The following is a 19,279-nucleotide window of genomic DNA, read 5'->3' as shown; positions in this document are numbered from 1 at the left end:
CATACTTACTTTATCATGCTTTTTGAAAACGCAACCCCTCCCCTCCACTTTCACATGTGAAAGTCTAAGTAGAAGTCCAGCTAGTACGCCCAACTGTCAAAATCTGTATGGGTGAGAATTTCACCGTCTTTGGCCGGACGAACATAAACACTTCCATAACCCCCTTCTGTTCCAATCGCGTAACACGCAATAGAAAATGCAATTTGAGGGTTAGGTACAGTGGCAACTATTTCTTCATTGATTGTTACGACAGAACAATGACCCGTGTACGAATCTGGCAACTCAGAAATTGCGGTTGCTGCATCGAGCGTTTCACTTCCATCCGATATCAGAATGCTCATATTTAGCTACCAAACTGTACTAAAATCCAAAGAAACTACCACCACCAGCAAGTCCTGCTGAATCGCCAACAACAGCAGCATAAATGGCAGCAGCTATTGCCGCAACGATGACAAACTTAACGATGGCAAAGCCAAAAGAGAACAGCCTCCATATTAAAAAGAACCCAATCACAGCAGCAATCCAGCGCCAATCAAAGGGTATATCACCTAAAGAACTATCAAGGGCTCTCTGAACTTCATATAGCCAGCCGTTTATCATATCCATAAGATCAATCTCCAGAGCATCATGCTCTTAGTGTACCGACATGACATTTTTTTAAGAGATGAGAACTTGCCCTTTTTTGGGCAAATTGAGGGACATGACAAAGAGCTACTTAGTAAAAGAGTGATCTGCTTTAGGATGGCAATCCTATTTGTGGTTGATTGTGTTAAATAATCTACCACAATTCTATTTTGTGGTATCATTGATAGCACAATTTACCAAAGGAGCACGACAATGGATATCTGGCATTATCCTCGTACACAGCTTGCTACGTTTATCCTTAACGGGATGGACAAAGGTCTTCTTCAACGTGTTTCAATCTTCGCTCCACGTAAGCGAGGAAAAACTCAATTCATTCAAAAAGATATCATTCCTATGGCTCGTGAACTTGGTGTCTTACCTATCTATGTAGATTTTTGGATGCAAAAAGACGACCCAGAAGGCATCTTCATTAAATCCGTCATTGATGCTTGTGAAAGGAATGAAGGATTTCTACATAAGCTTGGCAAAGCTCTCAACTTCAAAAAGTTAGGTTTTAGTGCAGCTGGTGGCAAAGTTGAAGTAGAGCGTTCTCAGGGAGAATTGAGAGCTGATTTGTTCGCTGTATTTCAACGCTTAAACGAGCTGGATATGCCTGTTTTGCTGTTACTTGACGAAGTTCAGCATTTGGCTACTCGCAAAGAATTTGACTCGTTTACGGCAGCTCTACGCAGTTTTGTAGTGAACAGAGAGGATAACAACGTCAAATGCATCTTCACAGGTTCCAGTAGAGAGGGGTTAAGTCGCTTATTCAAAGACAACAAGGCTCCATTCTACAACTCCAGCCAGACCCAGATATTTGAAGAGCTGGATATGGATTTCGTTGAATTCGAGTTGGCCGCATTCAAAAATGTCACTGGTGGTGTCGAACTCGACAAACACAAAGCCCTAGAAATCTTAATCAAACAAAATCGCGCTCCCGCTCGGTTTGTTGAAATGTTAAAGAATATGGCCCTGAACATGGTTCATGACCTAGATATTGGTGTCCATCGTTATGACGTTGATCGTATCGAGTCAGAGGACCACTTTTCAAAAACATACGAACAACTGAAACCTATCGAAGTGGCGATCCTAAAGCTTGTTGCTGCCAATGAGTCAAAAGGTCTTTATACCAAAGCAGGACTAGACAAAGTGAAAGCTTTCACTGGCGACCCAGAAACAGACGTTACAAAATGGTCGGTGAAAAATGCAGTCACACGATTGAAGTCGCTTGAGCTAATTTACAGCCCAGAGCGTGGGAAGTTGGAAATTGAGAACCACGATTTTCGTGATTATATTCTTGAAAAATAAGTGCCTTTCGGCATGTTAATACTATCAGCCCATGCTTCATGCGTGGGTTTTGTTTATGAGTTGTACTTCTATATTCTCAAACCCCATGTCTCTAACCTGATTTACCAGGATATCAAGCCTCCACACTCTCAAGTCACTGGTTCTTCCATGTCTAATTGCATACGCGATTCCTTTACCACTATCAATCCCAACCAAATGAAACTTATTAGGATGCAGTTTAGATTCCTGCGCAATTAGTTTGGTCATTGTTCGAGTCTCCGCGAGACGGCGGAACTCACCTTCTTTTACTTGATGGAAAACGACTCCAGACATACATATCACCATTATGTTGACTACATATGCTCATTATGTCGATTTAAAGGGGGGGAATCAAAGAGGTTTTATTGCTGGGGCACGATAAGTAATAAGCTGAGGTTCGAAGCAGAAACGCCATCAGCCAGGTCAGTGATGTAATTTTGCACAAACTTTAACTAATTGTCCAAAGTCTCAAACACATCCCCCAGCAATATAGCACAATTAGTTCAACTGACTTTCAGTAACAACTTGATCCCAAGTGTGCAGTACCTTCGACAAATGCTGATGCTTTTTGTTGAACTCAACATCACTCAGTACCGCTTTATACGGGGCACTTAGGTCGGAACAATCAATATTAGCCCCTACCAGTTGAAGCGTGTCAGTGAGGGAACCACCACTAGCATCAAGCCCTAAGCGGTCAACGGTTTCACTACTAACAAGCGCTTGTACAACATTGGCAAAGTCGCGTGAGCTTAATTGTTCAATATTAAGCTTTGTCTTACAGCTACTTTCCACTGCGGCCTTGTATTGAATGGTGTATTTCGCGTTAACTGGGGCCATAGAGTGCATCGCCATTAGATACGCATCAACTTCTGTTTTAGGGAAAACATCCGCTTGAGCTGAAAATGCAGTTAACGTCGCTAGCAGTAGTCCAATTTTCTTCATCATTCTTGTTCCTGTTACATTGTTCAAAGTGGCATTATTTACTCGACTGATTTTCAAGCTAAATATTACATTCAGTCAAGCACTTATCACTTTTCGAACATGGGTAGTAATTCCTGAACGCTTTTTTCACAAGCGGCTTGTCTACGGCCACTTTCGTAAAAGTAAGCCCATAGACTTTGTGGCATCCCCTCAAGAAACTCGATAGGAAAAGGATTAGGTGTTTTAGCCCAACAGTTTTGCTTCTGGTCAGAATAACCTTGTCGTTGCGCATCTTGCTGAAATAACGTGTACAACGCTTTTAGTTCATCATCATTATAGAAACAATGATAATTACCACCAACTAGTTGGTTAGTCCCTAGTTCTATCCATAGAGGATACCGGGAAGAACTACCGAAACAAATTAACTGATACTGTGGCTTCGATTGTCTTACCTCATCTTCACAAAGCTCTACTTTGCTGGTGGTAAATGTGTCTTTCCCTATTAAAAATGGATTGTATTGATACTGACTAGCCATTTTATCTCCTTGAGATAGTTTCAGCGAACTCTGATACCTCTCTAAAACCTTTATCATTGGGGTTCATCAAAGAAACAATCCGATGCGCTTTTAAGAATCCAGCTTTCCACGATTCCTGATGAGCAACCGAATCAAATTTAGTTTCAATATGGAGTTCAAGATAATCGTTAAAACCCGACGTTTCACCTTTATCTTGTAGTGGAGTACACCAAAAATCTAAGACGTTCAGAGCCTTCAAGCAATCTTGCTTATCTCCCGTCATATTGGGAAATTTTTGCTCAATTCTTGTTCTCAATATGCCTATGGCGTTCATTATTTGCTCAGGGTTCTGGCATTTATCTGTTAGCCAAACGTCCGTACTTTCCCATTTGTCGTGTTTACTATTCAACTCTGGAATTGAGCCATCTATGATTTCTTTTGCTGTTACAAAACTATCCATTCCTTTACTCCAACTTTACTACTACACAGTGCCAGCCACCAGCTGGCCGTCAAGCCAGACATATTCGCGCTGGGTTTGCCCGGTTCCGGCATCCACCTCGGCCAATAACTCGCCATCGAGGCCGTAAACATAAAGCACATCCACGCCACCAGCAGGCTTAACCCGCTGGTGGGCCAGTCAGCTAAAGAGAAATCCGACATTCATTATCAATTGTATATCCCAACTCTACAAATAAGATCCTCAAACGATTTCGCCTCATATAAATGCTGAAAGACTTCACTTTCTGACTCATATGATGATTTCATCCATTTGTTTTTTTTGATTTTCGCCACCACCTCATTCTTAAAATCATCAAGATCTGTTTTTTTTGCATCGCTTAGCTCAATGTCAACCTTAACAATCCTGTACAACGGAAATATATTTAACAACCTAAATACCCGTTCTCTTTTCGAGATATGAGCACTGATCACTTTAAATTTATTGCCATCAGAATCGACAATGTAGCAATCGTTAAAACATCCTTTTCTAAGGTTCTGCTCGCCAACCGTCAACAACTGTCCTTCATTAAGAATTGACCCCATAATGAATTTTGGGGTTATCTGCATTACAGGAAACTTAATTACCGCATTTACAATCATCTGATAGTCCTTTTGTTAATCCCGCTCCCGCTGAAACCTGTGCAGCCTTGGCCCATTCTGGCGTACCATGCCACCATGCACTTACCGGATCGTACTTAGGTAAAACAGGATGATTGCCATGAATACGCTTGTGGACTGACTCTGGTATTGATTTCAGGTTCCAAGGGTGATTTTTAATACTGTCCGGAACTCTTTTACCGATCTTACTGTTCCTTTCGATAGCCCAATGGTGAACCTCATGTGGATTACCACTTTTCTTCCCAGGGACATTGTGTAGTCTTCTGTAACGCCTACCAGCGTTACTCCATTTCATGGAGCCTTTTGTCAACTTGAATGCACCACTCGCAAATCCCCCACCGATTGCTCCAAAGGCACCTGCCGCACCGACTTGGCTCCAGCTGACACAAGACCAGTTCCCATCATTCAGTACTAATTGAAAGGCTAGATCTAAAGAGACTCCCAAGACAGCACCTACTACACCAAACTGCCCGGTGGGATCACTCCATACCAAAGGATTTCCATGCACATACCCATAGGTATCCACCCCATCGAACAGGCCAAGGCGGTCTGATTGTAAGTAACGGCCAAGTGCTGGGTCATAGTAGCGATGCCAGTTGTAGTGAAGCCCAGTATCAGCGTCGTAATACTGGCCGGGGAAACGTAAGTTGAATTTGATTTGTTCTGTCGTGACAGTCGCTTTGCCGAACGGAGAGTAACTGGCTTTCCATACCGTGGCTCCGCTTTCATCGGTCAATGCTTGCGGCGTACCCAAATGTTCGTTATGGACGTGATAAACAGTGCCATCTACCAGGTAAGCCACCAGCTGGCCGTCAAGCCAAACATATTCGCGCTGGGTTTGCCCGGTTCCGGCATCCACCTCGGCCAATAACTCGCCATCGAGGCCGTAAACATAAAGCACATCCACGCCACCAGCTGACTTCCTCACTCGTTGATGAGCACTGTTATAGTGATAGATTGATGTTTCGCCATTGACCGTAGCCTCAGTCAATCTATTGAAAGCATCATAGACAAAGACATCCGTTCCTCGGCCAATCGTGTTTCCGTTTGCATCATAGCTGTAGGTGATCGAGCCAATACTTGTTTTGGTTAGGCGATTGCTGTTGAACACAATGCTATACGAATCTTTCACACCGTCGCGGTAGATAGCCGTCCGGTTGCCGTTGTAGTTGTAGGTGTACTCTCGGGTCCCGTAACCACCAGTAGCATCAATCAAGCGACTCAGCTTGTCGTAATAGAAAGTTTGGCTATAGCCACTATCCATTAAGTCTGTAATTGAATCGACATTGCTATTGGCCGTATAGAGATAACTGCGGTGCATTGCACCAGCAACCTGTACAGACTCCAATTGATAGTTCATATCGTACTGGCGCTCTTCCCAAAGCCCATTTCCATGAGTCAGATCAGTTACAGGCCCAAAAGGTTTCCGTACCAAGTCAGAGACTAATGTTCTGCTGTTAACACCATTATTCAATGTAATGCCAATGACCTCACCAGCTACATTTCGCTGATATACCGCTTTGCGGCCACTCGGGTACTCGATACTCGCCAACTGCCCTGCACCATCATAGGTGTAATTGGTTAACAAGGTGCGGCCATCCACAATTAGTTCTTGGCTGGCTATCTCACCACTGGCTGTGTAACTGTATTTTGATACGCCAGAAGCGTCTGTAATGGAAGTAAGCTGCCCTACCCCATACAGCGCTTCTGGTTCATCGTAGCGGAATGTCACACTAGCATTAGGTTGACCATCCACAGTGATTGAAGACAGGCGATTAAGCGCGTCGTAGTGATAAGTGAAAACCTGACCCTTGGCATCTGTTTTACCGCTCAGGTTTCCAGCCTTGTCATAAGTGTAATGAGCCGTGCCTGTGTCTGGGCTTTGTACTGAGAGAACATCGCCATATCCGTTGTATGAATAGTAAGTTCTCCGCCCTCTTGGATCAGTGACTCTCGTTACTAAGGCATTATCGTTATACTGCATTGCAGTGGCGCGGTTAACAGGGTCAATTGATTGGAGCAGGTTGCTGAAACCATCATAACGGTAGGCATAAGCATTTCCAGAAGGGTCAACTTTGCCCGTCAGGTTGGCTGTCTTGTCATAGGAATAAGTATAAACATTTCCCGTTCCATTTGTTGTTGATGAAAGCCAACCATTCAAAGTGTAACTATGCAGCTGCTTCCAGTGAGCAATACCACTGTTATCTTTCAGCTCAACTTGCTCAATATTTCCTAGTGAATCTCGATTGATACTTTGTCGATTTCCATTTGCATCAATCACGGCCATCAGCTGCTGAGCAGCATCGTACTCATAAGTGAAAGTGCTATTGGTTGGTAAGGTGATAGATACCAAGAGTCCTGATTCATCGTAAGAGTACAATGTAGTTCCATCTGGACCAGTAGACGAAATCAATTGACCTAACGTGTTGTAGTTAAGCGAGTAGCTTACTCCATTGGCATCTGTGAGGCTCTGAGCCCTTCCATGAGCATCGTAATTGTCAAATGACACTACGTGCCCAAGAGAGTTGATAACACGGCTTAGGTTGGCTTGAGCGTCGTATTCAAAGCGCGTTACATCATCAACATCCACCCGTGGACCATCCACTGATTTCAGTTGTCCAGGAACACCAAGAGAGTCTGGATAATATTCAAATGCCCACTGCCTGACATCTGAGTTGGTTCGGTCAATCAATTTAAGCGTTAACAGCCGCTGGCGGTCGTCATAGGTAAATTCTTGGACCAAGTATGACGATGTAATTTTGGTTGGTTTTGGGAACTCTGAATGCCATTGTGTTGTGATCGTATCACCAGTCGAGCTTGTCCTCGAAATTTCAAGTCCTCTTTGGTCATATTGGTAAGAGAATGATTGGCCTTCTTCATTGATAATTGACTTCAACTCACCGTTGGCATCGTAGCCAAACGACTTCGTACCACCAGCAAAACCAGTACATGCAGCACCCTGTATACTGTCAGGCTTTAGTTTTCCGTTATAACGACTAAACAGATAATGTTGTTCGTGACCTAGAGCATTCGTTACCGTAACCGAGCCATCAGGGTTGTATGTAACACTTGTCCTATCAACACCACTGCTATGTTCGCTAAGAACAGCGCGACCCGAAGGATCATAAGACCACGTAGCAAATCTGCTTCCCTTTTCATCCGTAAGGCCAGTCAAAAGGCTTGGGTTTAAACTGTCTTCATAGTGGTAACGTCGCTGATTGGTATCCGGTTTATGCACTGCAACTAACAATTCATTCGAATAATCGTAAGAGAAGGTTTGTCCAGCAGGGTCGATCATCTTTATGATCTTCCCTTGATCGTAACTAAACCTTAAAGTCCGGCCAAAACTGTCAGAAACAGAGTCTAACTTACCGTTGGTATAATTCAGATCCAGCTCATTTCCCGATGGATGAACAATACGTATCAACTGACCATTACTATCATATAGTTCGACAACACCATCAGCTCTCTGATATCTCCAACCAGAATCTTTGTATAACCGATCATCACTTTTCCATGTTGGCATCCAAACCGCATTTGTCCGGTAGAATGCTAACTCTTTCCCATCTGGCCGATGCAAGACAACCATATTCTCTCCGTGACTTTCTTTGTCAAAAATCACTTTGTTTGAATAGTTGTGGCTCCATCCAATACCAACATCGCTTTGTTTACCACTCAAAGCTAACTGGCTGTTGTAATGTCTTGTGAATACAAGAGGCTCCATACCAGCGCTTACATAATCGGTTTCTTGCTGATATTTATTACCAGTAGCTAGGTTGATAGGGTTTCCAACGCACAGTTCTGTTTCTGGTTTACCAAGATCTCTATTGAGAAGTGGTGAATCAGTCATCTCCCCAGGAATTATGAATTTTGTCAGTGTAGTTCCAGAGAGAGCTCCAAAGTAACAAGTGTCAGGATCATAACTACCAGGAGCATCACTACGATGCATACATAGCCATGAGATTAGTCTTCCATCACTATACGTTTCACTCGGGTATAGCTTTTCACTCACATAGCTGTGAGTGCTTGCGAGCTCGTTAATTCTATAGTCCCTTAAAAATTCATGCGCTTGTTCTGGGAGATCAAATCTCATTTCATCAATTTCTGAACTACCACTGGCATTGATACGCCACTGAGCAGAAACAGCACTAGGAACTATAAGTGCTAACAAACAAGCTCTTGCGATTAAGTTAGTATGAAAATGATCCACTGGTTTCTAAAGTCCATTAATTACTTTCTACACGGACTCTATTATCAACTTAATCAAAGAGATTAACTTCATGCTTAACTGCCCTATACGGGCGCATACAGACATGAAACAATGGCTAATATGGAAGCGGGTTTTAATTGAATCGCTCGACTTTGTTTTACTGCTCATAGCAGTGAAACGAAGTTGAGTGATCAGCGAAGCCGCATCAGCGGTGAACGCTACTGATCATATATAGATCCATAGGATCATAAGATCATGCAGCGTGTTAGGTAGCTTAATATCAGGAAATTTCCCAAATTTAAGCTTTGTTTCTGTAAGCTAAAGCTTAAATTTAGGAAATTAAGGCTTAATATTAGGAAGTTACTCTCTATTACATAGCTTAATTTTAGGAAATATGTCTATATTTAAGCTTAATTTTAGGAAACGCCTTAAACCGTGTGTATAGCTTAATTTTAGGAAAAAGGCGTTAAAGCAATAGCTTAATTTAAGGAATTGGATTACTTGGAAGGTTTAATTGTACGAAGTTCGGAGAGCTCAGATGCCATGCCGCCGCCAAATGGGCCGTGAGTGGTTTGTTGGGCCAAGCGCTTTGATTCCTCAGATAAAAGAGAGTCATCTCGCTGTATCAACCCCGGCTCTTCTGAAAGGCGCGATAACCGTCTTTTAATTGGCTTATCGACTTCAACTTTTTTCTCACCGTCACCGTCAAGTTGATCGTTTCTTAGTTGATGAACCACTTCTTGATCAACATGTAATAGTGAATTGTTACTCCAGTGCAGCCTTATCGGTTTTCTCCACTGTTGGTCAAAAGGCACATAGTTAGCTTTGATATGACGCAAGCGGGTCTCTTGTACCGTTCCATCTTTCTTGTCTATCAACTGATCTAAATACAGATGAAGTTTTGACTTTGAGAGAGTGGAAGATAAACCAGAGCCAGAGACGCTGTTGATTATCTCCTTTCCTCTGCTCACATCTTTTGTCGGATGGTGAACAACAAGAACCGCGACATTCGCTTCATTGGCAAGCCTCTCCAAAGCAATTCTGATGTAATAGTCATCATCTACCACGTCAGCTGAGCCAATTGCATCACGCAATGTATCTATAACTACCAAGTCGTACCCTTTGGCCGTGGCAATAAGTTTTTCCAGTGCTCTGGATGCTTCTTCCCACTCTTTAGTATGTTTAGATGAGCCTGAACTACAAATTGGATCAGAATGCTTGTATATCCCAATGCTCGATTTTAATCGGTCTTTGATGCTGGTGGAGAACTCAGTCAAATGTGCTTTGATACGCGGAAGTGTTCCGGGCAAGGAATCTTCGATCGGCCATATCAAAGTTCTAAGCACTTTGTTTTCCCCATCCCGTACACCAATTAATGGGTACTCTGGCAAAGCCATCTCATAAGCTATTGATAAAGACAAATAGCTCTTACCAGAATCAGGTGGAGCGATCAGAAATCCGACACTGCCTCGAAACAAACCTTTCAAAATCTGTTCTTTGTTGGAATTGGCTAAACTTTCATTAATGTCTTCTTCGCTTAGAGCGATAACATCCTCATTGTGGAGTGTTGTTGTCATGTCGTTACCTCTTCTTTCTCTTCATCGCCCAGGTACAACAACATAATATCTTGCTTACCATCGTCACGTACTTTCTCTTGGAGTAGCAATCGGAAATCCCGCAATAACACATCCTTTTTCAAAATGACTTCGGCCATAGTGTTATTGATATGGCGACTCAGATGCTGTTTAGACACTCTAACCTTGTTGGCATAGTAATCTTTAATAAGGTGACTCAGATACTTACCATGTACATATTCACGCTTATGAGCATCAATATATTTACAGAAGTCAGTAATAGCATGTTTGCCCGTTAGCTGCGGGTAGACTTTTAAAAAACGTTTCCGGCTAATAGCTCCCTCTTGTCGCAAAGACGCAGTGAAAGTCTTATGCACTCCAACTATGAAGTGAGTGATCGTATCTGCCCTGATAGATCCTTTATTTTTAATCCCATCCAGAACCAGCAATGGAATGTAGTTGCTGTCCACCAGCTTCATTCGCGTGTGGTAGTGAGGTAGCGTTTCACCATCCTTCTCGTAATCCAAGACCAGTAACATTTGTGATAGCCTTTGAAGTCTTGTCATTACTGTGTTCTTGTTGGCCTTTTGATTTTTCAGGTTCAAGAACTCAAACAGTGTTGTGAAGTCACAAAGGAAGTAGTCGTATACCCCACTAAACATTTTTGTATCGAGAAGGTTGTGGTATTGGTGTGACAACTTATCCAGTTCGACATTAATCTGCGCGAGCTCAATAGCCTGGCGAAGCGTTAAGCCTGATAGGTCTACGTACATCCCCCCTACACTAACGATCCCTTCCAGTAGATGTCTGTCATCGGCCAAGCAGACAGCACTGTATACGTCGATTCTAACGGCATCGAATTCACGTTTATTAGTCCCCTTCTTCCAGTATGGCTTTGACAAGCTGGTGGAAAGAAGAGGCTTTTGTGCAAGTAGCTGTTGCTCAAGTTCAGCCTTGTTACCACTGATCCTTGCTACCAAATCTCGTGGAACTCTTCCTGGCAAGAAAATGCAGTCCATTAGCGTTGTGGTAGATGGCCTACTACCAAACGCTTCATTGACTATTTCAGCCGGAAAATACCCCTCCAAGTTTTCTGTAGTGTCACTCATATTTTAATACCGTGATGTTTTTTCGAAGCATACCATATAGCTTAAAAAGAGGAAAACAACCTCTGGCTATGTGATTTATACCTTAAAAAAGGACAATAGAACGCTTTACATTTCACGTTATAGCTTAATTTTAGGAAATGTTCGACCATACCTTAATTTTAGGAAAAGCTAGATCACGCTCTTAGGCATTGCTACATAAGACTTTCACATGTGAAAGTGGGCTGATCGTGATTTTTGGTCACGGTTGCATTTTTTAATTCCATGATATTATAGAAGTGTAAGTTGAATTGAATGAGGGCTTGACGGTGATGCCGAGATAGCTTTCCAGGTTGAATTAAGGAGAAGAAAAATGAGACACGTACTTAACCTAGTTGCTTTAGCAGTGATTCTTCTTGGCGTTGCTATGATTGAAACAAACGGTAATCAATGGGGTTTAGCTGTAATCAGCGTAGCGGTTGTTTTCTGGTTGATGCCTCTGCTTAGGCTTGTTCATAAAAATGCAGTAGTAGCGGTAGTCTTTTGGTCTGGCGTAGCTTACTTTTCATGGCAGGTTGCCGTAGTTGCTCTTTTGGCGTTTGTTGTTTTTTCGGCCACAGCTTCAATCAAGCGCGTTCCAAATACTCCTGCTATTAAAAAGCAACGGTTTATAGTTAATCCTTCTTCTGGTCTGGTGATGAAGAACAAACACTTTGATATCGCTGGCAATGGATTTGCCATTCTCTAGGAGCCATCCTTGCCTCCTAGAGCCCTTAGCATTCAACTTCCACTGAGCCGAGATTGGCAATCTCGATTCTCGTATGACTTTTCCCGTTTGCACTAACAGCTGATATGAGTATATGAGCTGACAATTCAGCTGACTCGTCCATAGTTAAGCCTTGCTCAATACAACTCTGAATGAACATTTCCGCAAGCTCTTTCTTTTTAGGGTCCATTCTATTTGTTCTCCGTGATAGTAATTGCCATAGTTAGATGCTGATTTTCGCTCTTTGGCGCACCTTCTTTAAAAGGAATGATATAGCCGGACTCTGGAAAACCTTCGGCTACCGTGTAAACAGTATCGCCCCCCTCTTCTGTTGGCTTTTGGGCAAATAAAGCTAAAGCTTGCTCTTGATGCTCTTCGTTTAGTAGCCAGAAGGATTGGTTTTCATGTGTGTGTAGCTCTCCATTTGGATGACGAACAAGATATTGTTCAGAGCCATATGCGCCACGCTTCTCTCGTACTTGAACGATATAACCAACAGCATGGTCGAAATCATAAGGCGCACCCATAGCAGCCCCTCTGATTACTATCTGTCCGTATTCAGGGTAACAGTTTCCCAGAAACTTCTTGTCTGAGTTCTTAATAAGTTCGAACAGTTGTTCTTTATGGTTTTGCACTATTTCGCTCCTTGTGGTTCGATTTGCGTGTAGAACTTGAAAGACCCTCTATTAGACTTTCTACACTCACTACACATATATACGACAGGCCCTTTGAACTCGTTCGTACCAAATACACCAGCAGCCTGGCTACGTAGCTGAACCTGTCGAACATCCTGGTTATTGCACCAACGGCTTAGTCCTGCTTTATCGCATTGACCTGGCATTCTTGCTATCCCAGATTTTTTTGATGTTGCAGAGTATTGAAACGCAACTTGCTTTTAACCAAGCAAAATGTGGCACCTAAGATGGTACTTGCGGCTAAATAAGCAACGGTGATAAGCGTGATGCGATCCCAATCTAAAGGTGAAGTAGAACCAGTCAAATGGGTTACAGCAGCAAACTCTAGAGCCAGGACTAAAATACAAAGCATGGATACAACCAGTGTGCTTGGTGTATTTGAAGGTTTGTTCATAATGTACTCTCCAGTAATCACGAGTTTATTTAACACTTCGACCGACACAGGCCAAAGCAGGATTCATCCAAAAGCCAGCAAACGAGCTAAACAACTCAGCTTGTGTTCGCACGTACTCTAAAATTAAGTCACATGCAACCCAACGTCGCCCCGCTCTCTCCGCTGCCAGTCCGGTTTTATTGCTACCAGAAAAGAGATCAACCACCAGCTCATCTTCATTGGTTAGGAATTCAATAGCGAATGATGGAATGTCTGTAGGAAACATTGCAGGGTGTGGTGGTAAACCCAATTCCTTGGCTATCTTCCTTACGGCTGATGTATCAGCACAGCGATGACCTCGTTGGATTATGTTTTTAGGGATCTTGCCTTGCGTTTTATTGGAAAAGGCATTCCCTCTTAATCGGTAAGCACCATCACCGTAAGTAGCGATACGACTATCGCCCCCTTGTTCGAGTAATTTCTTATGTTGCTCAGTGTGCTCTACCAAAACTCTTCGGTTATCAGAGCGAACTCGGTCTGGATCGTTCGTAAACCAGTAAACAGGTTCCCACGCGGAACAAAGCTGCATACGGTTAACGCAAGCCCATTGGGTTGGAGCTGGTGGCTTGGATGTGTTTATCCAGGGCCAACGGTCCATTAATGAAAGCCCTAATCGATCATTTAGAGCTAAGACCATACGTTCAAGGTAAGTTGAACGCGAAGGGCGTTTACTTTCAAAAATGTCGTTACTCACGTTGAGTACCACAGAACCCCCTGGCACCAAGTTTTCTACAATTGGTTCCAAAGACTCGGTGATAAAGTCCACCCATGCCTGTTCACTAACATTCCCATACCCACGCTCGATTTTTAAAGGATACGGAGGGGATGTCACACAAAGGTGGATTGGTTCTCCAAGCTCTGTGAATACCTTTTTGCTATTTCCCCAAATAGCGATGCCTAGATTTGTTGAATATGCGACAAGCTTGACTTCGCCCATTGCTTCATGAAGCCCTTTTTTATTTTTGTTTGCCAGCTTCCATACGCCACGCTCACCGTCCACTTTTTGGATGATATTCATGGACTTTAATGTTTGCTGAAACCAACGGATTTTTCTTTTGATAGGGCTGTGTTGTGCCTTGGCTTTGCCGATTTCGGCTTTACTATTGATTTCAGCCTCTGATAGCCCGGCTATACTCGCTACCTTCGCATATAGCTCTGCATTGGTCATTGGACCATCAGCTTGTGCATAAGCTTCTTCCACATGGAAAAGCTCCAGCTGCCCCTGCATGTTTGGTTTCATTTATGCTCCAGACCAATATTAATAATTCATAGAATCATTTTATAGTTCTTTAAATAAAATGGCAACATCTAAATCCTGTAGAGATGTTGGTATATCTCTTCGATGGAATTGAACTAATTGGATAATGGGAGCTCTTTAAAGTGATTCATTGTTGAGTTTATGGCGACTTAGCTAGGGTAACGTTTTGTAAAATATGAGATTCCTGCCAACTTATGCCACAGACTTTCACATGTGAAAGTGCGAGTTGGATCTTCTTTATCTATAATGAGATCCTTGCGATGTTCTGACAGAACATTTTATGTTCATTGATAAGATCTACTATATTAACTATTACTTATCGTGAACCTTTGAAAGCAACTTATTTATTGGGTAAATATTAGTGTTTAAATTAAATACACTGCACGAAGCTGTGCCTGGCGTGGATCTAGATAGCCTGCCAGACATTAAAGCAGTAATAGGCCAAGCAGAACCGCTTGAAGCAAGTATGATGACGGTAATTGCATATCGTGAAATGCATAACGCCAACATTTTGATCCTTAGTGAGCGAGAGCGATTTTTTTTGAGTATGTCTTTGATGAAATGCTTTGTGGAGAAAGGGCTTCTATCGTCAGGTGATATGATGAAGTACCGACTTTCACATGTGAAAGTCGGCTGAGGATTTAGTGGATTTGTGTCGGTTGCTGGCACATTGGACAAACGTTACCGCGATAGTTAGGCAATACCAAAACTCTACTTGCCACGTTAACTAAGATTTTGTAGAGCAATATTCTCGCCGTTACCAAACCAACTGCAAAACACCCACCGTAACCAACAACTCTATTTTGAGCAGCTTTTAAGTACTCTTGCCCTATGAGTTCTTCTGCGTTCTCGTAGTTTGTAAGTTCGGTCATAGTTGTTAGATAGACACCTCTAATCTCTTGGGCAAGGAATGCCGCAACACAAAAGATAATGATGGTACACAGTATTCTTACATGGGTTAAGCGGGATATCCCCGCTTTAAACTCATAGTAGATATTGAATACAAGGGAGAACATAAGAGCAAAAAGTAGTGGCTCTGGAAGCGTCAGCTGGTGGAGGTATATCCGGATCAGGCTGATATAGACAAAAATACCAAATACATTCAAAGCCAATGTGCTTACATCCCTACCCAGTTGGTTGTTAATGGATAGTTTCACTTTTTACGTCTCCATTCCCAAGGTGGCATTCTTTCTGCCTCCGGCAATGCCCATAAGCCTACCCCATTCTGTTTTGCCTCTTGCTCGTAAGAAAACAGTTCAGTGCTTTTTGCATACCGCCTGTATACCCATGCGTTACCCGTTTTTACCAGTTGTCCGTTTACCCACAAATCATCGACGTAGATATGACCAACAATGCGGCCATAACGATCAACGTCGGTTTGTTCTACACGAACGACTTTCCCACCCACTATAGAAAGAAGGGCTTGTTTTGCTTTCTTTCCCCAGGGTTGTTTCGACTCGGGTGTGTCGATTTCTGCAAGTCTAATACGGTGTTCTTTTTTACCATCGGTACACTGATAGGTGCCAGTGCATGAGGCATCTGTGAGGACTTTTATAGTGTCACCATCGCTGACTCGTACCACCTTCCCATAAAAGGTTTCAGCCATAATTGGTGCATTAAAAACGAAGTAGAGAAGGGTGGTAGTTAGAATTTTTTTAAGCATGATTAATTCCTTACTGTTGTCCTGATAGAGCATTCCACATTTGTTTGTGTAATGCCGAAATAGCGGTATAGGCCCCTTTCATTTCTGGTCGCTCCAGTTCCTTCAAGAACCAAAGAGACCCTAAGAGAATCGCTAAACATCCACCAGCCAGCATTAGATCATTGAACGTCATGAATAGGCTGTACCCAGACAAGCAGACATTGCACAGCATCCAAATTTTAGTGAAGAGCAATCCAGTTGAGTGATAGGTTACAAGCAAGTACGAAATGAAAGATGCGCATACTAGAACTAAAATTGGACCTCCCAACCACGTCGTCCATGTTTGAGTACCAAGAGGCGAGGGTAGTTCTAGTAACCATACTCCAGCACTCCAAATTACAGCTGATGCCATCATGTAGGCTGCTGCCATTTTTATCATCATTTGTGGTTTCATTTTCACTCCTTACCTATTCCACTTTCACATGTGAAAGTTGTTTTTAGGTTGTTTTTTCATTTAATTCCGATCCATAGCTGTGACGGATACTGTCATCGTTGAACCAGAAGCCCTTTTTGGATGGGGACTTAGTAGTCTCCAATCAAAAAGGCCCCAATTGCTGGGGCCGCTTTCACATGTGAAAGTCAATTTGTGCTGATAGAGATAAATACTGACTTTGTGCCATTTACATCTTTCAGCCATGACATTGCACCATAATCTCCATCGACCATCGCGCTGTACCGTTCCCGCACACCTAGACCACACAAGAGGTCATCAATCGCTGTTGTTGGGTCACAGGATGGACGATATGTTTCTTGCCAATGGATATCTCCAGATTCGATGTATGCCTCTTTGATATGGAAGTACTCGCCATTCCAAGTTGTATATAACTTGTCGTCATTTCCAGAAAACAAACGTGGATATATAGCACCGTTTGAATTGAGCTCTGTGACGTTACTTGCTATGGATTGTTCTAATGTGGCAAACATTAGCTTCTCTGTTCTGATGGTATTGCCAACAACATTGTCGCGTTGACGCCACACAGCATGAACATCTCCATTGGTACTGGTTAAGCTAGCTTGCCCTGCATCGGCACTTATATTGGGAATGCCTGAGATAGGAGAGTAACCATTATTGTCATTACGCCATGTTACGCCGATTAGGTCAGAAGAACCTGACCCTCGGCTTTCAGACCATAGCGCATAGCTAGTAAGGTTAGTGTTGATAGATGCTAAACCACTCTTGACTCCATCATCATCAATAACGCTGCGTTCCACTACAGGCGTATTGAAGGGACCAAGTTTGACGGTATGTTTGGCTAGGACATCATTTTCATCATCAGCGCCCTTTTCGATACTTAGGATTTCAAGTACGCCAGGAGAAGTTTCTACTGAATGTATCGAGATAGCACTTTTAACTTCACCGTCACTGTTTGTTTTTATATTTCTCGAAAGTTCTGTCGTTGCAATGATATTGGCTTTTGTGCCGTCGTTGCTTAACCAGGCTATTTCCAATGCATTTGTATCGGAGCCAAAAATCGGAGTTTGCCAGATAACGATGCTTTGTCCTGACGGGTCAGTGAAGAGGGTGTTGTCGGTGATTTTTACTCGACTTTCCTCATTCGTAGCTGCCGCGTCAGTCATAAGTACATGATCAACTTCTAATGGTGGGGACCATTCTTGTGTTGTTGCGTCGTAATAGGAAACGTTCAGTTTCTGGTTGTTACTATTGTCTCTCTGTACCCATGTAATATAGGCATTACCATGATTTGAAAGGCTCATTTGAACAGAGCTCTTGTAGTGGTTTTCATCGACAATGAATGGTTGCCAGTCTGATCTTAGTATTTCACCAATATCGGCACTTATCTTGACTTTGTTAGGTACATTGCCATTCGCATAGTCTTCGATAGGGGCTACAGAAGCATATAGCTCATCCGGTTTGCCATTGTTGGCTTCTTCGACCCAGGCACTGTATAGAACAGCCGAACCATTTTCGTTTTGTAGCTGGATGACAGGAAGTGTTGCATCTCTTGTTGGAGAACTCAGTAACACTTCTTTTTGCCATTCTCGCTTAGCGACCGTTGTTGTTTCTGTTGAGTTGTCTTGGTTATTGCTTTCACTACCATTGCCATTGGAAGTAGTTCCAGTGCCTCCACTGGAACCACCACATCCTGCCAACACTGATAGTAGAGCAGCTGCTAAAGCTGTTCTTCTTAACATCAATTACATCCTCTGTTGTTAGTTGTTTTCGGATTCAATCATCATTTTTCGAATGATGGCCGCGATAGCTTGTGATGGCTGTGCCCCACGAATAAGCTGAGTTTTCCCAGTTTGGTTATCTACGATGAAAGTCGCTGGTGTACCTGAAATGCCATTTTCAGTAGCTTGCTTCACATCTGCTGCTATTTTCAGGTCGTAACGGCCAGAAGCTAAACACTCTCGAACTAGGGAAGCATCGGCACCAACACTCTCAATAACTTCTGCCAAATTAGGCACTCCACCACCATTGCCTTGTGATTTGGCAAATACTTCGTCTAAGAACACCCAGAATCCACGGTTGCCTTTTTGTTCAGCAACACATTCCGCTGCTAACGCTTCTTTTTCTGCCGCTGGGTTATGAAAACTCAATGGCAGATGTTTCCATTGCCAGTTGATATTCCCGTTACTTGCATCCACCACTTCTTTTGGTGTGTCGTGGAATTTTTTGCAGAACGGACACTCCAGGTCAGAAAATTCCACCAGCGTGAATCGAGCGTTCAGGTTTCCATATATGCGTTTATCGTCAGGCACTTGTTCGGGAGCTGATTCGTATTTTGCGTATTTAGCCTGAATATCCTGTTCGCGTTTCTGTTGAACGAAATGTTCCAGTGCTTTTTGAACTGCATTGTTAAAGCGCTCTTCTGATTTAAAGCGATAGTCACTTTCTAGTTGAGTAATCTTCGACTGGAGAGAATCGCGCTCTTGAATGAGCAACTCTTTGGTCTGGTAAATTTGATATCCCACTGTAGCGACAGACGCTCCCAAAATTAGGGTCATAGCAGCACCAACGGCCAGTAGCTTTTTCTGCATTGGACTGAATGATTTTTGTTGTTGTGGTGTGGTTTGTTCTGACATTACATT

Annotated in this window: 21 protein-coding genes; 3 read left to right on the top strand and 18 right to left on the bottom strand. The window is 42.9% G+C overall.

What is annotated here, in order from left to right:
- Nucleotides 1-80: 80 nt before the first annotated feature.
- Nucleotides 81-341, bottom strand: a complete 261-nt coding sequence (locus tag QMY49_RS26930; protein ID WP_014386658.1) for a hypothetical protein — start codon at nucleotides 339-341, stop codon at nucleotides 81-83.
- Between the two features lie 19 nt (nucleotides 342-360).
- Nucleotides 361-606 carry a hypothetical protein gene (locus tag QMY49_RS26925; protein ID WP_046224236.1) on the bottom strand — a complete coding sequence of 82 codons (246 nt, stop codon included), beginning with the start codon at nucleotides 604-606 and terminating at the stop codon, nucleotides 361-363.
- Between the two features lie 231 nt (nucleotides 607-837).
- Between QMY49_RS26925 and QMY49_RS26920 the strand changes: the two genes are divergently transcribed.
- On the top strand, nucleotides 838-1,932 hold the full coding sequence (locus QMY49_RS26920) for an ATP-binding protein (protein ID WP_046224237.1): 1,095 nt from the start codon (nucleotides 838-840) through the stop codon (nucleotides 1,930-1,932).
- A 36-nt stretch (nucleotides 1,933-1,968) separates the two neighbouring features.
- Here QMY49_RS26920 and QMY49_RS26915 read toward each other — a convergent pair whose 3' ends face one another.
- The 8 genes from QMY49_RS26915 to QMY49_RS26880 form a co-directional block, all read right to left on the bottom strand.
- Nucleotides 1,969-2,244 (bottom strand): hypothetical protein, encoded by a 276-nt coding sequence (locus tag QMY49_RS26915; protein ID WP_014386655.1) that lies wholly within the window; start codon nucleotides 2,242-2,244, stop codon nucleotides 1,969-1,971.
- Between the two features lie 204 nt (nucleotides 2,245-2,448).
- Nucleotides 2,449-2,895: a hypothetical protein gene (locus tag QMY49_RS26910; protein WP_096443389.1), complete on the bottom strand. Its 447-nt coding sequence runs from the start codon at nucleotides 2,893-2,895 to the stop codon at nucleotides 2,449-2,451.
- Nucleotides 2,896-2,978: 83 nt separating this feature from the next.
- The gene (locus QMY49_RS26905; RefSeq protein ID WP_053309129.1) at nucleotides 2,979-3,407 is read right to left on the bottom strand and encodes a hypothetical protein; all 429 of its coding nucleotides are present in this window, start codon (nucleotides 3,405-3,407) and stop codon (nucleotides 2,979-2,981) included.
- Between the two features lies 1 nt (nucleotide 3,408).
- On the bottom strand, nucleotides 3,409-3,846 hold the full coding sequence (locus tag QMY49_RS26900; protein WP_096443387.1) for a hypothetical protein: 438 nt from the start codon (nucleotides 3,844-3,846) through the stop codon (nucleotides 3,409-3,411).
- Nucleotides 3,847-4,052: 206 nt separating this feature from the next.
- Nucleotides 4,053-4,484 carry a hypothetical protein gene (locus QMY49_RS26895; protein WP_258520763.1) on the bottom strand — a complete coding sequence of 144 codons (432 nt, stop codon included), beginning with the start codon at nucleotides 4,482-4,484 and terminating at the stop codon, nucleotides 4,053-4,055.
- A complete protein-coding gene (locus QMY49_RS26890) occupies nucleotides 4,462-8,673 on the bottom strand; it encodes an RHS repeat-associated core domain-containing protein (protein ID WP_283316885.1) in 4,212 nt (1,403 codons plus the stop codon). The genes QMY49_RS26895 and QMY49_RS26890 overlap by 23 nt, the downstream gene beginning before the upstream one ends.
- A gap of 536 nt (nucleotides 8,674-9,209) precedes the next feature.
- Nucleotides 9,210-10,289, bottom strand: a complete 1,080-nt coding sequence (locus tag QMY49_RS26885) for an AAA family ATPase (protein WP_096443379.1) — start codon at nucleotides 10,287-10,289, stop codon at nucleotides 9,210-9,212.
- Complete coding sequence (locus QMY49_RS26880; protein WP_096443377.1) at nucleotides 10,286-11,395, bottom strand: hypothetical protein; 1,110 nt, start codon at nucleotides 11,393-11,395, stop codon at nucleotides 10,286-10,288. Before QMY49_RS26880 ends, QMY49_RS26885 begins: the two co-directional genes overlap by 4 nt.
- Nucleotides 11,396-11,744: 349 nt before the next feature.
- On the opposite strand from QMY49_RS26880, the gene QMY49_RS26875 reads away from it, so the two are divergent.
- Nucleotides 11,745-12,119, top strand: a complete 375-nt coding sequence (locus QMY49_RS26875) for a hypothetical protein (protein ID WP_053309124.1) — start codon at nucleotides 11,745-11,747, stop codon at nucleotides 12,117-12,119.
- A gap of 209 nt (nucleotides 12,120-12,328) precedes the next feature.
- Here QMY49_RS26875 and QMY49_RS26870 read toward each other — a convergent pair whose 3' ends face one another.
- The 3 genes from QMY49_RS26870 to QMY49_RS26860 all read right to left on the bottom strand — a co-directional run bounded on the left by QMY49_RS26870 (nucleotide 12,329) and on the right by QMY49_RS26860 (nucleotide 14,505).
- The gene (locus QMY49_RS26870; protein WP_014386862.1) at nucleotides 12,329-12,772 is read right to left on the bottom strand and encodes a hypothetical protein; all 444 of its coding nucleotides are present in this window, start codon (nucleotides 12,770-12,772) and stop codon (nucleotides 12,329-12,331) included.
- A 211-nt stretch (nucleotides 12,773-12,983) separates the two neighbouring features.
- Nucleotides 12,984-13,226 (bottom strand): hypothetical protein, encoded by a 243-nt coding sequence (locus QMY49_RS26865; protein ID WP_283316878.1) that lies wholly within the window; start codon nucleotides 13,224-13,226, stop codon nucleotides 12,984-12,986.
- Nucleotides 13,227-13,251: 25 nt separating this feature from the next.
- Nucleotides 13,252-14,505, bottom strand: coding sequence for a DNA-methyltransferase (locus QMY49_RS26860; protein WP_079877060.1), 1,254 nt, complete (start codon nucleotides 14,503-14,505; stop codon nucleotides 13,252-13,254).
- A 379-nt stretch (nucleotides 14,506-14,884) separates the two neighbouring features.
- On the opposite strand from QMY49_RS26860, the gene QMY49_RS26855 reads away from it, so the two are divergent.
- Nucleotides 14,885-15,160 (top strand): hypothetical protein, encoded by a 276-nt coding sequence (locus tag QMY49_RS26855; RefSeq protein ID WP_014386858.1) that lies wholly within the window; start codon nucleotides 14,885-14,887, stop codon nucleotides 15,158-15,160.
- A gap of 4 nt (nucleotides 15,161-15,164) precedes the next feature.
- Here the strand turns inward: QMY49_RS26855 and QMY49_RS26850 are convergent, their stop codons facing one another.
- From QMY49_RS26850 to QMY49_RS26830, 5 genes are all read right to left on the bottom strand, one after another.
- Complete coding sequence (locus tag QMY49_RS26850) at nucleotides 15,165-15,680, bottom strand: hypothetical protein (RefSeq protein WP_283316869.1); 516 nt, start codon at nucleotides 15,678-15,680, stop codon at nucleotides 15,165-15,167.
- Nucleotides 15,677-16,186, bottom strand: a complete 510-nt coding sequence (locus tag QMY49_RS26845; RefSeq protein WP_041154785.1) for a thermonuclease family protein — start codon at nucleotides 16,184-16,186, stop codon at nucleotides 15,677-15,679. The genes QMY49_RS26850 and QMY49_RS26845 overlap by 4 nt, the downstream gene beginning before the upstream one ends.
- A 10-nt stretch (nucleotides 16,187-16,196) precedes the next feature.
- Nucleotides 16,197-16,619, bottom strand: coding sequence for a hypothetical protein (locus QMY49_RS26840; protein ID WP_017086025.1), 423 nt, complete (start codon nucleotides 16,617-16,619; stop codon nucleotides 16,197-16,199).
- A gap of 185 nt (nucleotides 16,620-16,804) precedes the next feature.
- Nucleotides 16,805-18,379: a hypothetical protein gene (locus tag QMY49_RS26835; RefSeq protein ID WP_273979404.1), complete on the bottom strand. Its 1,575-nt coding sequence runs from the start codon at nucleotides 18,377-18,379 to the stop codon at nucleotides 16,805-16,807.
- 18 nt (nucleotides 18,380-18,397) lie between these two features.
- Nucleotides 18,398-19,273, bottom strand: coding sequence for a DsbA family protein (locus QMY49_RS26830; RefSeq protein ID WP_032073044.1), 876 nt, complete (start codon nucleotides 19,271-19,273; stop codon nucleotides 18,398-18,400).
- Nucleotides 19,274-19,279: the final 6 nt, after the last annotated feature.

This window comes from Vibrio harveyi, from assembly GCF_030060435.1.
GTDB lineage: Bacteria > Pseudomonadota > Gammaproteobacteria > Enterobacterales > Vibrionaceae > Vibrio > Vibrio harveyi.
This window is presented reverse-complemented; position numbering and strand designations above follow the sequence as displayed.